The sequence below is a fragment of the Streptomyces sp. NPDC127097 genome (assembly GCF_042724075.1).
GTDB lineage: Bacteria > Actinomycetota > Actinomycetes > Streptomycetales > Streptomycetaceae > Streptomyces.
On record NZ_JBHXFI010000009.1, the window covers coordinates 170,288 to 185,101 of the forward strand.

At 70.0% G+C, this 14,814-nt stretch carries 11 protein-coding genes and 2 tRNA genes; 11 read left to right on the top strand and 2 right to left on the bottom strand.

All coding sequences use genetic code 11. From position 1 onward, the window contains the following. Positions 1-15 precede the first annotated feature (15 nt). The 10 genes from dnaN to ACFWJW_RS10845 all read left to right on the top strand — a co-directional run bounded on the left by dnaN (position 16) and on the right by ACFWJW_RS10845 (position 12,341). Complete coding sequence (dnaN, locus tag ACFWJW_RS10800) at positions 16-1,146, top strand: DNA polymerase III subunit beta (RefSeq protein ID WP_018092092.1); 1,131 nt, start codon at positions 16-18, stop codon at positions 1,144-1,146. A gap of 203 nt (positions 1,147-1,349) precedes the next feature. After that, positions 1,350-2,228 (top strand): phosphogluconate dehydrogenase (NAD(+)-dependent, decarboxylating), encoded by an 879-nt coding sequence (gene gnd, locus ACFWJW_RS10805; protein ID WP_387237782.1) that lies wholly within the window; start codon positions 1,350-1,352, stop codon positions 2,226-2,228. A gap of 80 nt (positions 2,229-2,308) precedes the next feature. Continuing rightward, positions 2,309-3,445, top strand: coding sequence for a DNA replication/repair protein RecF (gene recF / locus ACFWJW_RS10810; protein ID WP_387237785.1), 1,137 nt, complete (start codon positions 2,309-2,311; stop codon positions 3,443-3,445). Next, the gene (locus ACFWJW_RS10815) at positions 3,442-3,975 is read left to right on the top strand and encodes a DUF721 domain-containing protein (RefSeq protein ID WP_042151016.1); all 534 of its coding nucleotides are present in this window, start codon (positions 3,442-3,444) and stop codon (positions 3,973-3,975) included. The genes recF and ACFWJW_RS10815 overlap by 4 nt, the downstream gene beginning before the upstream one ends. Before the next feature lie 319 nt (positions 3,976-4,294). Then, positions 4,295-6,349, top strand: a complete 2,055-nt coding sequence (gyrB, locus tag ACFWJW_RS10820; RefSeq protein ID WP_387237828.1) for a DNA topoisomerase (ATP-hydrolyzing) subunit B — start codon at positions 4,295-4,297, stop codon at positions 6,347-6,349. A gap of 50 nt (positions 6,350-6,399) precedes the next feature. Then, positions 6,400-9,021, top strand: a complete 2,622-nt coding sequence (gene gyrA / locus ACFWJW_RS10825; RefSeq protein ID WP_387237789.1) for a DNA gyrase subunit A — start codon at positions 6,400-6,402, stop codon at positions 9,019-9,021. A 15-nt stretch (positions 9,022-9,036) separates the two neighbouring features. After that, positions 9,037-9,714 carry a DUF3566 domain-containing protein gene (locus ACFWJW_RS10830; protein ID WP_387237792.1) on the top strand — a complete coding sequence of 226 codons (678 nt, stop codon included), beginning with the start codon at positions 9,037-9,039 and terminating at the stop codon, positions 9,712-9,714. Positions 9,715-9,802: 88 nt separating this feature from the next. Then, positions 9,803-9,876: transfer RNA gene (locus ACFWJW_RS10835), tRNA-Ile, on the top strand. 189 nt (positions 9,877-10,065) lie between these two features. Further along, positions 10,066-10,200, top strand: a complete 135-nt coding sequence (locus tag ACFWJW_RS10840; RefSeq protein ID WP_003958712.1) for a DLW-39 family protein — start codon at positions 10,066-10,068, stop codon at positions 10,198-10,200. Between the two features lie 701 nt (positions 10,201-10,901). Continuing rightward, complete coding sequence (locus ACFWJW_RS10845) at positions 10,902-12,341, top strand: hypothetical protein (RefSeq protein WP_387237795.1); 1,440 nt, start codon at positions 10,902-10,904, stop codon at positions 12,339-12,341. A gap of 53 nt (positions 12,342-12,394) precedes the next feature. On the opposite strand, the gene ACFWJW_RS10850 is transcribed toward ACFWJW_RS10845, so the two are convergent. Together ACFWJW_RS10850 and ACFWJW_RS10855 are read right to left on the bottom strand one after the other, a co-directional pair. Continuing rightward, positions 12,395-13,915, bottom strand: a complete 1,521-nt coding sequence (locus ACFWJW_RS10850; RefSeq protein ID WP_387237798.1) for a serine/threonine-protein kinase — start codon at positions 13,913-13,915, stop codon at positions 12,395-12,397. 41 nt (positions 13,916-13,956) lie between these two features. Beyond that, a complete protein-coding gene (locus ACFWJW_RS10855) occupies positions 13,957-14,505 on the bottom strand; it encodes a helix-turn-helix domain-containing protein (protein WP_387237800.1) in 549 nt (182 codons plus the stop codon). Positions 14,506-14,632: 127 nt separating this feature from the next. Here ACFWJW_RS10855 and ACFWJW_RS10860 point away from each other — a divergent pair. Next, positions 14,633-14,705, top strand: a tRNA-Ala gene (locus ACFWJW_RS10860). Positions 14,706-14,814 lie beyond the last annotated feature (109 nt).

A 14,814-nucleotide genomic window follows, 5' to 3' on the forward strand; every position in this document is an offset into this window, starting at 1 on the left:
AGGAGGCGGTTTCCGGTGAAGATCCGGGTGGAGCGCGATGTACTCGCGGAGGCAGTGGCCTGGGCGGCCAAGAGCCTCCCGGCCCGTCCGCCGGTGCCCGTCCTCGCGGGCCTGCTGCTGAAGACGGAGGACGGCACGCTGAGCCTCTCCGGCTTCGACTACGAGGTCTCCGCGCGGGTCTCGGTGGACGCGGAGGTGGAAGAGGAGGGCACGGTCCTCGTCTCCGGCCGGCTGCTCGCCGACATCTGCCGTGCGCTCCCCAACCGCCCGGTGGAGATTTCCACCGACGGTGTACGGGTCACCGTCGTCTGCGGCTCCTCGCGGTTCACCCTCCACACCCTTCCTGTGGAGGAGTACCCGTCCCTGCCGACCATGCCCACCGCCACCGGCACCGTCCCCGGTGAGGTCTTCGCCGCGGCCGCCGCCCAGGTCGCCATCGCCGCCGGCCGTGACGACACCCTCCCGGTGCTCACCGGCGTACGGATCGAGATCGAGGGCGACACGGTCACCCTGGCCTCCACCGACCGCTACCGCTTCGCCGTGCGCGAGTTCCTGTGGAAGCCGGAGAGCCCCGACGCCTCCGCGGTCGCGCTGGTCCCCGCCAAGACGCTGCTGGACACCGCCAAGTCCCTGAGCAGCGGCGACACCGTCACGCTGGCGCTGTCCGGCTCCGGGCAGGGTGAGGGCCTGATCGGTTTCGAGGGTGCCGGGCGCCGGACGACGACCCGTCTGCTGGAAGGCGACCTGCCGAAGTACCGCACGCTCTTCCCGACCGAGTTCAATTCGGTCGCCGTGATCGAGACCGCCCCGTTCGTCGAGGCCGTCAAGCGTGTGGCCCTGGTGGCCGAGCGGAACACCCCGGTCCGGCTGAGCTTCGAGCAGGGTGTGCTGATCCTGGAGGCCGGCTCCAGCGACGATGCACAGGCTGTGGAGAGGGTCGACGCCGATCTGGACGGTGACGACATCTCGATCGCCTTCAACCCCGGCTTCCTCCTGGAGGGCCTGTCGGCCATCGACTCCCCCGTGGCGCAGCTGTCCTTCACGACCTCCACCAAGCCCGCGCTGCTGAGCGGCCGGCCGGCCAAGGACGCCGAGGCGGACGACGCGTACAAGTACCTGATCATGCCGGTGCGGCTGTCGGGCTGACGGCCGGAGCGCGGGTCACGCGGGTGGCGGCATGCCGTCGCCCGCTGTCCCGTGGCCGCCGGACAGCGGCCCAGGCCACGGGCCTGCGGCGACCGGCTGACCGGCCCCTGATGAGCGGCTGAGCCCACAGGTGTGCGCGGACCTGCGGGCGTAGGCTCGGGTCCGGGTACACCAGCAACGTCTACGTGCAAAGAGGGTCTCTGATGGAGCTCGGTCTCGTCGGTCTCGGCAAGATGGGCGGCAATATGCGCGAGCGCATTCGCCGCGCCGGCCACACCGTCATCGGATACGACCGCAACCCGGACCTGGCGGATGTCAACAGCCTCCAGGGGCTTGTGGAGAAGCTCAAGGGTCCGCGGGTGGTCTGGGTCATGGTGCCGGCCGGTGCCGCCACCCAGTCCACGATCGACGAGCTGGCCGAGCTGCTCTCGCCGGGCGACATCGTCGTGGACGGCGGCAACTCCCGCTGGACCGACGACGAGAAGCACGCCGAGGAGCTGAAGGCCAAGGGCATCGGCTTCGTCGACTGCGGTGTCTCCGGCGGCGTCTGGGGCCTGGAGAACGGCTATGCGCTGATGTACGGCGGCGACAAGGACGATGTCGCCAAGGTGCAGCCGGTCTTCGACGCGCTCAAGCCCGAGGGCGACTTCGGTGCGGTGCACGCCGGCAAGGTCGGTGCCGGCCACTTCGCGAAGATGGTCCACAACGGCATCGAGTACGCGATGATGCAAGCCTTCGCCGAGGGCTGGGAGCTGCTGGAGAAGGTCGACTCCGTCACGGACGTCCGCGAGATCTTCCGCTCCTGGCAGGAGGGCACGGTCATCCGTTCCTGGCTGCTCGACCTGGCCGTCAACGCGCTCGACGACGACGAGCACCTGGAGAAGCTGCGCGGCTTCGCCGCCGACTCCGGTGAGGGCCGCTGGACGGTCGAGGCCGCCATCGACAACGCCGTGCCGCTGCCCGCGATCACGGCCTCGCTCTTCGCGCGGTTCGGGTCCCGTCAGGACGACTCCCCGCAGATGAAGATGATCGCCGCGCTGCGCAACCAGTTCGGTGGGCACGCGGTCGAGAGCAAGAAGTAGCGGACACCGCTCACACCGCAGCAACCAGAAGCAGCAGGCAGCAACCGTTGTAAGCAGCCGGGGGAGGTCGGCGCCCAGCCATGCACGTATCGCATCTGTCCCTCGCCGACTTCCGCTCGTACGCCCGGGTCGAGGTGCCGCTCGATCCGGGCGTCACGGCTTTCGTGGGCCCCAACGGGCAGGGCAAGACCAATCTGGTCGAGGCGGTCGGCTATCTCGCCACGCTCGGCAGCCACCGGGTCTCCTCGGACGCCCCGCTGGTGCGGATGGGCGCCGAACGGGCCATCGTCCGGGCCGCCGTCGTCCAGGGCGAGCGGCAGCAGCTGATCGAGCTGGAGCTCAACCCGGGCAAGGCGAACCGCGCCAGGATCAACAGGTCTTCGCAGGTCAGGCCGCGGGACGTACTGGGCATCGTGCGGACGGTGCTGTTCGCGCCGGAGGATCTGGCGCTGGTCAAGGGCGATCCGGGCGAGCGCCGGCGGTTCCTGGACGAGCTGATCACCGCGCGCTCGCCGCGGATGGCCGGGGTGCGCTCGGACTACGACCGGGTCCTCAAGCAGCGCAACACCCTGTTGAAGACCGCCGCGTTGGCGCGGCGGCACGGCGGCCGGCAGATGGATCTGTCCACCCTCGACGTGTGGGACCAGCATCTGGCCCGCGCGGGTGCCGAGCTGCTGGCGCAGCGGCTCGACCTGATCGCCGCGCTGCGGCCGCTCGCGGACAAGGCGTACGACCAGCTGGCGCCGGGCGGCGGTCCGCTGGCGCTGGAGTACCGCGGTTCGGCGGGCGAGGCGATGGCCGACGCCACCACCCGCGAGGACCTGTACGGTGTGCTGCTGGCGGCGCTGGGCGAGGCCCGTAAGGGAGAGATCGAGCGCGGGGTGACGCTGGTCGGCCCGCACCGCGACGATCTGGTGCTCAAGCTGGGGCAGCTCCCGGCGAAGGGCTACGCCAGCCATGGCGAGTCCTGGTCGTACGCGCTGGCGCTGCGGCTGGCCTCGTACGACCTGCTGCGGGCGGAGGGCAATGAACCGGTGCTGGTTCTGGACGATGTCTTCGCCGAGCTGGACGCGCGCCGTCGTGAGCGGCTGGCGGAGCTGGTGGCCCCGGGCGAGCAGGTGCTGGTGACGGCGGCGGTGGACGACGATGTGCCGGGCGTCCTGGCCGGTGCGCGCTACGCGGTGTCCGACGGCGCCGTGGAGAAGGTGACCCCGTGAGCGAGGAGCAGCCCGAGCGGCCCAAGGCCCCGGAGCTGTCCGGGGTGGATCTGGCCCGGCAGGCGCTGGTGGCCGCGAAGGAGCAGGCGCGGGCGCGGGGCGCGGCCGCACAGCAGAAGAAGCAGGCCAGGCGCGGCGGACTGCGCTCGGGGGCGCGCGCGGACGGCCGCGATCCGCTGCCACTCGGTGCGGCGATCAACCGGCTGATCACGGAGCGCGGCTGGGAGACCCCGGCGGCGGTCGGCGGGGTGATGGGGCGCTGGCCGCAGCTGGTCGGGCCCGAGGTGGCACAACACTGCGAGCCGCAGAAGTACGACGAGGACGCCCGGGTGCTGACGGTGCAGTGCGATTCGACGGCCTGGGCGACGCAGCTGCGGCTGCTGGCCCCGACGCTGGTGGCCCGCCTCAACGAGGACCTGGGCCACGGCACCGTAAAGGTGATCAAGGTGCTGGGCCCCGGTGGTCCGGCACGGCGCTACGGATCGTTGCGCGCACCGGGCAGCAAGGGCCCCGGCGACACCTACGGCTGAGCCCCCGGCCCCCTGGATGACCTGCGCAAGACGCCTGTATACGGGTGAGGTGGATGAGACTCCGCTCACGGTAGCCGCCGGTTGACAGTCCGAAGCGCTGAGTGCCCGCGTGAGCGTCCTGAGGCCCCGTCTCGGATATGGGGAGTCGGCGGACGCCAGTTCAGGGCGGCACATGACGACTCAGGTGCCTGCAAACCCCCATGAGTGTCGGCGCCACCGGTACACTGGTAGCAATCCCGCCCACTCGCGGAACATGTCGAACGACGCAGCCGCTCCCGCCTGTCCTCCTGGGGTGACCCGCACAGGCGCGGAAGGGCTTGTGCTGTGCCAGAAAGGGCGCTTCGTGGCCGACTCCGGCGACCTCAACGAGAACAACACGGCTTCTACTGAAGAGGGGGTTCCTGTCGGCCCGACGGGCGACTCCGCGGTGGAGAAGTCGTACGACGCCAGCGCGATCACCGTCCTCGAAGGGCTGGACGCGGTCCGCAAGCGTCCCGGCATGTACATCGGCTCCACCGGTGAGCGCGGTCTGCACCACCTCGTGCAGGAGGTCGTCGACAACTCCGTCGACGAGGCGCTGGCCGGCCACGCCGACACCATCGACGTGACGATCCTGGCCGACGGTGGTGTGCGTGTCGTCGACAACGGCCGCGGTATCCCCGTCGGCATCGTGCCGTCCGAGAACAAGCCGGCCGTCGAGGTCGTGCTGACCGTGCTGCACGCGGGCGGCAAGTTCGGCGGCGGCGGGTACGCGGTCTCCGGTGGTCTGCACGGCGTGGGTGTGTCCGTCGTGAACGCCCTGTCGCAGCGGGTCGCGGTCGAGATCCACACGGACGGCTTCCGCTGGACCCAGGAGTACAAGCAGGGTGTGCCGACCGCTCCGCTGGCCAAGCACGAGGCCACCGAGAAGTCCGGTACCTCGGTCACCTTCTGGGCCGACGGCGAGATCTTCGAGACCACCACGTACAGCTTCGAGACGCTGTCGCGGCGCTTCCAGGAGATGGCGTTCCTCAACAAGGGGCTGACCATCTCGCTCAAGGACGAGCGCCCGGACCACGTGGACGAGGACGGCAAGCCGCTCTCGGTGCGGTACCACTACGAGGGCGGCATCGTCGACTTCGTGAAGTACCTCAACTCGCGCAAGGGCGAGCTGGTGCACCCGACGGTGGTCTCGGTGGAGGCCGAGGACAAGGAGCGGAACCTCTCCGTCGACCTCGCGATGCAGTGGAACACCCAGTACAGCGAGGGTGTCTACAGCTTCGCGAACATCATCCACACCCATGAGGGCGGTACCCACGAGGAGGGCTTCCGCGCCGCGCTGACCGGCCTGATCAACCGCTATGCGCGCGACAAGAAGCTGCTGCGGGAGAAGGACGACAACCTCACGGGCGAGGACATCCGCGAGGGTCTGACGGCGATCATCTCGGTCAAGCTCGCCGAGCCGCAGTTCGAGGGCCAGACCAAGACCAAGCTGGGCAACACCGAGGTCAAGACCTTCGTCCAGAAGGTGGTTCACGAGCACCTCAACGACTGGCTGGACCGCAACCCCAACGAGGCCGCGGACATCATCCGCAAGGGCATCCAGGCGGCCACCGCGCGGGTGGCGGCCCGTAAGGCGCGTGATCTGACCCGTCGCAAGGGTCTGCTGGAGACCGCGTCGCTGCCCGGCAAGCTGAGCGACTGCCAGTCCAACGACCCCGAGAAGTGCGAGATCTTCATCGTCGAGGGTGACTCCGCCGGCGGCTCGGCCAAGTCCGGCCGTAACCCGGAGTACCAGGCGATCCTGCCGATCCGAGGCAAGATCCTCAACGTCGAGAAGGCCCGGGTCGACAAGATCCTCCAGAACAACGAGGTCCAGGCGCTGATCTCGGCGTTCGGCACGGGTGTGCACGAGGACTTCGACATCGAGAAGCTCCGGTACCACAAGATCATCTTGATGGCGGACGCCGATGTCGACGGTCAGCACATCAACACCCTGCTGCTCACCTTCCTCTTCCGCTTCATGCGGCCGCTGGTCGAGGCCGGGCACGTCTACCTCTCCCGCCCGCCGCTGTACAAGATCAAGTGGGGCCGGGACGACTTCGAGTACGCCTACTCCGACCCGGAGCGGGACGCGCTGATCGAGCTCGGCAAGCAGAACGGCAAGCGGATCAAGGACGACTCGGTCCAGCGGTTCAAGGGTCTCGGTGAGATGAACGCCGAGGAGCTGCGGGTCACGACCATGGACACCGACCACCGTGTCCTCGGCCAGGTCTCCCTGGACGACGCGGCCCGCGCGGACGACCTGTTCTCCGTGCTGATGGGCGAGGACGTCGAGGCGCGCCGCTCGTTCATCCAGCGCAACGCCAAGGACGTCCGCTTCCTCGACATCTGAGCCCTGTCGGCCCGTACAACAGCCGCAGCTCGAAAGGACTTTGAACCACCATGGCCGACGAGAACCCCCCTGTGACCCCGGACGGCGTGACCGCCGAGGGCGCGCCCGCCGCCATCGAAGGCGTCGGGATGCGCGTCGAGCCCGTCGGGCTCGAAACGGAGATGCAGCGCTCCTACCTCGACTACGCGATGTCCGTCATCGTCTCGCGTGCGCTGCCGGACGTCCGGGACGGCCTCAAGCCCGTCCACCGCCGCGTCCTGTACGCGATGTACGACGGCGGCTACCGCCCCGAGAAGGGCTTCTACAAGTGCGCCCGCGTCGTCGGCGACGTCATGGGTACGTACCACCCGCACGGCGACTCCTCGATCTACGACGCCCTGGTGCGCCTGGCCCAGCCCTGGTCGATGCGGATGCCGCTGGTCGACTCCAACGGCAACTTCGGCTCCCCGGGCAACGACCCGGCGGCCGCCATGCGGTACACCGAGTGCAAGATGGCGCCGCTGTCGATGGAGATGCTCCGGGACATCGACGAGGAGACCGTCGACTTCCAGGACAACTACGACGGCCGTAACCAGGAGCCGACGGTCCTGCCGGCCCGCTTCCCGAACCTGCTGATCAACGGCTCGGCCGGTATCGCGGTCGGTATGGCGACGAACATCCCGCCGCACAACCTGCGCGAGGTCGCGGCCGGCGCCCAGTGGGCGCTGGAGCACCCCGAGGCGTCCAGCGAGGAGCTGCTGGACGCGCTGATCGAGCGGATCAAGGGCCCGGACTTCCCCACCGGTGCGCTGGTGGTGGGCCGCAAGGGCATCGAGGAGGCATACCGCACCGGCCGCGGCTCCATCACGATGCGCGCGGTGGTCGAGGTCGAGGAGATCCAGAACCGCCAGTGCCTGGTGGTCACCGAGCTGCCCTACCAGGTCAACCCGGACAACCTCGCGCAGAAGATCGCCGACCTGGTCAAGGACGGCAAGGTCGGCGGGATCGCGGACGTCCGCGACGAGACCTCCTCCCGTACGGGCCAGCGTCTGGTCATCGTCCTCAAGCGGGACGCGGTCGCCAAGGTCGTCCTCAACAACCTCTACAAGCACACCGATCTTCAGACCAACTTCGGCGCGAACATGCTCGCGCTGGTCGACGGGGTGCCGCGCACGCTCTCGCTGGACGCCTTCATCCGCAACTGGGTGACGCACCAGGTCGAGGTCATCGTCCGCCGGACGAAGTTCCGCCTGCGCAAGGCCGAGGAGCGGGCGCACATCCTGCGCGGTCTGCTCAAGGCGCTGGACGCCATCGACGAGGTCATCGCGCTGATCCGGCGCAGTGAGACCGTCGACGTGGCGCGCGAGGGCCTGATGGGCCTGCTGGAGATCGACGAGATCCAGGCGAACGCGATCCTGGAGATGCAGCTGCGCCGGCTGGCCGCCCTGGAGCGCCAGAAGATCACCGCCGAGCACGACGAGCTCCAGCGCAAGATCAACGAGTACAACGCGATCCTGGCCTCCCCGGAGCGGCAGCGCCAGATCATCAGCGAGGAACTCGCCGCGATCGTCGAGAAGTTCGGCGACGACCGGCGCTCCAAGCTGGTGCCCTTCGAAGGCGACATGTCCATCGAGGACCTGATCGCCGAGGAGGACATCGTCGTCACGATCACCCGTGGCGGCTATGTGAAGCGGACGAAGACCGACGACTACCGCTCGCAGAAGCGCGGCGGCAAGGGCGTCCGGGGCACCAAGCTCAAGGAAGACGACATCGTCGACCACTTCTTCGTCTCCACGACCCACCACTGGCTGCTGTTCTTCACCAACAAGGGCCGGGTCTACCGCGCCAAGGCGTACGAACTCCCCGACGCGGGACGGGACGCCCGGGGTCAGCATGTGGCCAATCTGCTCGCCTTCCAGCCGGACGAGCAGATCGCGCAGATCCTGGCTATCCGCGACTACGAGGCCATGCCGTATCTGGTGCTCGCCACCAAGGCCGGCCTGGTGAAGAAGACGCCGCTCAAGGACTACGACTCCCCGCGGTCCGGCGGTGTCATCGCGATCAACCTGCGCGAGCAGGAGGACGGCACGGACGACGAGCTGATCGGCGCCGAGCTGGTGTCGGAGAACGACGATCTGCTGCTGATCAGCAAGAAGGCCCAGTCGATCCGCTTCACGGCGACCGACGAGGCGCTGCGCCCGATGGGCCGGGCCACCTCGGGTGTGAAGGGCATGAGCTTCCGCGAGGGCGACGAGCTGCTCTCCATGAACGTGGTCCGCGCCAACACCTTCGTCTTCACCGCCACGGACGGCGGTTACGCCAAGCGCACCGCGGTCGACGAGTACCGCGTCCAGGGCCGCGGCGGTCTGGGCATCAAGGCCGCCAAGATCGTGGAGGACCGGGGTTCGCTGGTCGGCGCGCTGGTCGTCGAGGAGACGGATGAGATCCTCGCGGTGACGCTCGGGGGTGGCGTGATCCGTACGCGGGTCAACGAGGTGCGGGAAACGGGCCGTGACACCATGGGCGTCCAACTGATCAACCTGGGCAAGCGTGATGCCGTCGTCGGCATCGCATGGAACGCCGAGGCCGGCCGGGAAGCCGAAGAGGTCGACGGGGGCGCCGAGCCCGACGAGACCGCGGCGGACGAGGCCGGGTCCGCGGAGACCGAGGGCGAGCAGCCCGCGGCGGAGTAACACGAGGAGTAGATCGTGAGTGGAGCCACGGGCGCTGCGGCGGGTGGATCGGGAGCCGGAAAGGGCTCCTCGTCCGGACCCGCGACCGTGACGGAGGACAGCGCCCGTGGCTCCGCCGTTTCCGACACCGGCCCCCGGGACGAGGGCTCACATCAAGGGGAACCCGTGACCGATACCCGCCAGCCGCAGCCGCAGCCCCAGGGAAAGGCCGGGAGCGGCGCACAGCAGCCGTATCAGCCGCCTCAGGCGTATCCCACCGAGGGCGGCCAGAGTGGCGGGCAGGCGGTGCGCCGGCCCCGTACGGGCGCCACCACGGCCCCACGGACCCGCAAGGCCCGGCTGCGGGTGGCCCGCGCCGACCCGTGGTCGGTGATGAAGGTGAGCTTCCTGCTCTCCATCGCGCTGGGCATCTGCACGGTCGTGGCCGTCGCGGTGCTGTGGATGGTCATGAACGCCATGGGCGTCTTCTCCACGGTCGGTGCCACGATCAGCGAGGCCACCGGCTCCAGTGACGGCGGCGGCTTCGATCTCCAGTCGTTCCTGTCGCTGCCGCGGGCGCTGCTGTTCACGTCGATCATCGCGGTGATCGACGTGGTGCTGGCGACGGCCCTGGCCACGCTCGGTGCCTTCATCTACAACCTGTCGGCCGGGTTCGTCGGGGGCGTGGAGCTCACCCTCGCCGAGGACGAGTGAGTCCCTCGTGGGAGGGCGTTCGGGAGGCTCCGTGAACCGATTTTGGGAACGCCTCTGAAGTGCGCTAATCTTCTGGTGCAGCGAGCGCGCGGCTATAGCTCAGACGGTTAGAGCGCTTCCCTGATAAGGAAGAGGCCCCAGGTTCAAGTCCTGGTAGCCGCACTGCACAATCGGCCCGGCCGGGGAACTCCCCGGCCGGGCCGATTCGTTGTACGGAGGCGGAAGTTGGCTCGCGGTGCGTGCCTCGGAAGAGGTGTTGCCGACCGCGGGCTAGGTAACCGATCGGTATCGGTCGGTGTGTATCATCGGCCGACATAGGTCCCCTACGTCAACGAAAGACGAGGTCGCGCGGTGAAGAAGCTTCTCCTGGTCGCACTGGCCGCCATCGGCGGGCTCCTCGTGTACCGCCAGATCCAGGCGGATCGCGCCGAGCAGGATCTGTGGACGGAGGCGACCGACTCCGTGCCCGCAGGTTCGGGTGTCTGAGACCCCTCTACGCACAGCAGGTTCGTACGGACCCCGATTGCCTCCGGGCGGTCGGGGTTTCGTGCGTCCGGGGCGGGCGCTCTGGGGCCCGGGGCGGCGGGTCCGGAGTGGCTGATTGTCGTTGGGTGACCGTGACGGCGATCTTCTTGTGTTTGCTATAGCACACTATTAGCTTGCAATAGCAAACGCTGGCTGTGGTGTGGTCAGTGGGACACGAGGGGGGACAGGGGCTGCGGCGACACCCGGCTCGCTACCCGGCTCGCCCGGCCGGTTGCCGCCCAACTCGCCGAGGACGGTTACTGCTTCAAGCCACGGGCTCGGACGCGGCTCGGTGGCCGATGGAGTTGACGTTTCACGTGGAACATCCGCTGACGAAGGGCGTCACGCCGGGGCCAGCAGCTGCGCTGCGACGTCGAGTTCGCCAACGAGCCGACGGTCCGGGGCTACGGCGCCGCTACGTCCTTCGGCGGCACCCAGGTCCGCGCACCGCGGTCGCGGCCGAAGCCTCCGGGAGCGATTCCGGCTCCTCGGCGGACGAAACGCCCGGTGGCGGTGGAGGATGGTCCACAGAAACGTGTGGCGGCGGTCGCCGTCGGCGCTGTGGGCGTACGGCTGCCGGCCGGTCTCGTGGTCGCCTGCGGGCGGGTGCGCCGACGGCCGCGTGCCGATGGCGGGAATTCGGATCCGATGAGGGGTGGCTCGTGGTGACGGGGCGCACGACGTACAGGGGCATAGCCGTGCTGGCGGCGCTCGCCGCGGTGCCGATCCTGCCGGGGGCGGTGGGCGTGGCCTCCGCCGAGGACGTGCCCCGCTACCGCATGGGGGAGGGCGCCACGAAGATCGCGGGCAGCCCCAGGTCCACGGACGCACCGTCGCTCAAGCCCGGTCTGCACACCGACGCCATCAAGCGCGGCGAGCAGAAGTGGTACGCCGTCAATCTGGACGCCAGGACCAATGCGTACTTCTCGGCCGTCGCGGCGCCCACACCCGGCACCAAGGTCGCGGACTACGGCGACAAGCTGACCCTCAGCGTCCAGGACAGCAACGGCACGAGCTGCGGCTCGGAGGCGCGGCCGTCCTTCAACGGCGGCGGCATGGCGTACCCGATCGCCGACTACGTCACCCGCCGCATCGGCGCCGACCGTACGGAGTGCCAGAAGGCCGGCCCGTACTACCTCGTCATCACCCGCGAGGGATCGGAGACCTCCGGCACCGACACCTGGCCGCTGGAAATCAACTACCTCAACGAGCCCCGGCTGGAGGGCGGTACCCCCGCCAAGCCCGGCCACGGCACCTGGAGCACCGCGACCCCGGCACCGCGTACGGACGCCACCAAGCGCCATGCCAGGGGCGGCACCGGCTTCAACGACGCGGGCTCGGTCGCCTCGGGGGTCTGGAAGGACCGGATCAGGCCGGGCGAGACGCGCTTCTACCGCGTCCCGGTGGACTGGGGACAGCGGCTCAACCTGAGCGCCGAGCTGCCGAACTCGACGTCGTCCCGGGCCTCCGCCTTCCTGGCCAGGGTGCTCGGGCTGGCCGTCTACAACCCGGCGCGCGGTGCGGTCGGCGACCCCAGCTTCGTCTCGTACACCGGGAAGCCGGCCGCCGCCAAGGAGTTCACCGCACCGGTCGACTACGGCAACCGCTTCGACTCCACCGGCTCGGTCAACGCGATGCGGTTCGCGGGCTGGTACTACCTCGCGGTGAGCCTGCACCCCGATGCCGCCCAGTACTTCCCCAAGGGCGCGGAGCTCACCCTCCGGGTGGATGTCCGGGGCACCGCCAAGGACGGGCCCGGTTACGCCGGGCCGGCCGGCGTCTTCTCCGTCACGCCCGAGGACCGGGCGACGGCGCGGAAGGGCCAGACCGCACAGGAGGCGGCGAAGAGCGGCACCTTGATGACGGTGGCCTACACCGGGATCGGCACGGGTGTGGTGCTGCTGCTGGGACTGGGCGCCTGGACGCTGGTGGCGCGGCGGTCCGCGGCCCGTGCGGCGGGTCCACGGTCCGGGCCTGGTGCGGCGGGCGGGCCGGCTACCGCGGGCGGCCCGGGCGGCCGCCCCTCGCTGCCGGGACAGTCGACGGCCTCGGCCCAACAGGCGCCACAGGACCCCCGGTTCGGGCCGCCACAGGGCTGGTAGCGGCTTCCCGAGGGGCCGGGCGCACTTCGGCCCACCGGCCCCGTGGCGGGGCGTCAGGCGGCGAACAGTGCCCAGACGCCGACCGCGATGCACAGCAACGCCACGATCAGCACCGGAACCGCGACCTTCGCGGGCGGGCCCGGCTTTCTGTACGGGGCGTGGTGCGCCGGGGACGGCACGGTGGCGGCGGCGCCCGCCGGGGGCTGCCCGGGGACCGGCAGCGGGCCGGCCGTGTAGGGGCGGGTCGCGGACCGTTCCGGGTGGCCGGGGGCCGTCGGCTCGTACGCGGGCGCCGGGGGCGGGGGCGGGGGCGCCGCCGGTGCCGGGAGCGGCATGCCGGACGAGGCGGGCGGCCCGGCCGGCGTGCCGTAGCCGGTGGGCGTACCGCCCTGGCCGGTGACGGCATCGCCGTGGCCCGTATAGGAGTCATGGCCCGTATAGGAGCCATGACCGGTGGAGGTGTCGCGCTGACCGGTGGGCGTGCCGCCGTGGCCCGTGTACGTGCTGTCAGGCGTCACCCTCGGCATCGGCGTGGGCGCGGGGGGCGGTGTCGGTGTCGGTGTCGGTGTCGGAGGGGCGGTCGGTTCCGGCGGGGCGAGCTGGAAGCTGCCGGTGTCCGACATGGAGACCTGCCCGGTGGTCCCGGTGCCCGTGGTGGCGCCGGCCGTCGCGGGGCCCGCCGGGCCACGGGGACGCAGCGGCCCGTCCGGCCCGAAGCCGGCCGGCAGCGGCCCTATGTGGTCGAAGACCTCGACGATCTCGTCCTCGATCGTGGCGTCCGGCAGCAGCTCGACGGCCGACAGAATCGCCTTCCGCGCCCCGGTGGCCGTCTTGAACCGGGCATCCGGGTCCGGGTGCACCAGGGAGGCCAGCACCTGCCACAGCGGCTCCGGGACGCCCTCGGGCGCGTTCGGGATGCCGTGCTGGGTGAAGTACTGGCTCATCGCCTCGGCGTCCGGCTTGGTGCCGGTGATCAGATAGAGCGCGACCAGGCCGACCGCGAACAGGTCCGCGGGGAAGTCCGGTTCGGCGCCCAGCAGTTGCTCGGGAGCGAAGTAGCCGGGCGTGCCCACCACGTAGTTGGCCTCGGTGAGCCGTGGCTCGCCCTTGCGCATCGCGATGCCGAAGTCGGACAGCCGCAGATGCGGCCGCCCGGTGCCGGTGGCCTCCAGCAGCACGTTCGCCGGCTTGATGTCGCGGTGCACCACCCCCTCCGCGTGCACGGCGGTCAGCCCGGCCAACAGCTGATCCAGGAGCGTGCACACGAACCGCGGCGGCAACGGGCCGTAATCCCCGATGAGATGCGCCAGCGAGCCCCCGTTCACCAGGTCCATGGTGAACAGCACCTTGTCGTCGTCCGCGGCCCAGCTCGCCGGTGCCAGCACATGCGGATGGTCGATCCGCAGTGCCTGTTCGCGGACGAAGCGCAGCAGGGTGTGGGCGTCGCTCTGTTGCAGCACCTTGGCGGCAACGTAGCGGCGGCGCCGGGCGTCCCAGGCGCGCCAGACCGCGCCCACCCCACCCCGCCCGATCGGGTCGATCAGTTCATACCGACCGGCGAAGACCTCACCCATTGCGCCCCGTCCGCTTTCCGAATCCGCGACGTCCCCTGTGGCTAACTCTGGTGCGCCTCGTAATGGGCGACCGCGTCCGCGGTGCGACCGGCACCGTAGACCCGGAGGAACTCTGCCAGTTCGGGGTGAGCCGGGGCGAGGGTGTTCGCCGCATCGATGATGTCCCCGGCGTCGGCGACCGACCGCAGCAGCGACTGGATCTCCCGCACCACGCGCCGCACCGTGGTCGCCCCCGTCGACGACGTCTGCTGCGCGGTGTTGTTCAGCACCGAACCGCCCGCCGTCTTCTTGATCTCGTCCATGCGGTCGGTGGCCTCGGCGGCGCTGACGCTGCCGCCGGCGACCTGTCCGGCCAGGTCTTGCAGCGCCTGCACCCGCTGCACCACGGCCGGGTTGCCTATCTTCGCGCGCTGCCCGCTCATCAGCTGGGACAGCATCGGGGCGGACAGACCGAGCACAGCGGCCAGCCGGGCCTGGTTCAGACCGAGATCGTCGATGAGACGGCGGAACAGCGCACCCAGAGGCTCCCCGTACCAACTGCGCTGGAGCTCCCGGGCCCGCGCGGTGGCTTCCTGCTGTGCTGAGTCCATACCGTCTCCCCTGTCTCCCCGATCGCTTCGCTGCCGCGAATCTCGCGAAGCATCCTACGGAGAGCAACGGTGTGCGGCGATACCCGGTCGGGAAAGCGGTCGGACACCGGGTACCCTGGTCCGCGAAGGGGCCTTAGCTCAGTTGGTAGAGCGCTGTCTTTGCATGGCAGATGTCAGGGGTTCGACTCCCCTAGGCTCCACTCCTCAAAGCCTTCCCGATCTCGACGGGCGCGAGCGTGCCCAGCCCGGCCGAGGCGAAGCCGTCGATCACCGCCCGGTCCAGCCCGCTGTCGGCGAGTGCCCGGCGGG

What these genes read in the sequence shown, in the direction of transcription:
- ACFWJW_RS10855 (WP_387237800.1), bottom strand. Translation starts at nt 14,505, where the DNA reads ATGGACTCAGCACAGCAGGAAGCCACCGCGCGGGCCCGGGAGCTCCAG.
- recF (WP_387237785.1), top strand. Translation starts at nt 2,309, where the DNA reads ATGCACGTATCGCATCTGTCCCTCGCCGACTTCCGCTCGTACGCCCGG.
- gnd (WP_387237782.1), top strand. Translation starts at nt 1,350, where the DNA reads ATGGAGCTCGGTCTCGTCGGTCTCGGCAAGATGGGCGGCAATATGCGC.
- gyrA (WP_387237789.1), top strand. Translation starts at nt 6,400, where the DNA reads ATGGCCGACGAGAACCCCCCTGTGACCCCGGACGGCGTGACCGCCGAG.
- ACFWJW_RS10850 (WP_387237798.1), bottom strand. Translation starts at nt 13,915, where the DNA reads ATGGGTGAGGTCTTCGCCGGTCGGTATGAACTGATCGACCCGATCGGG.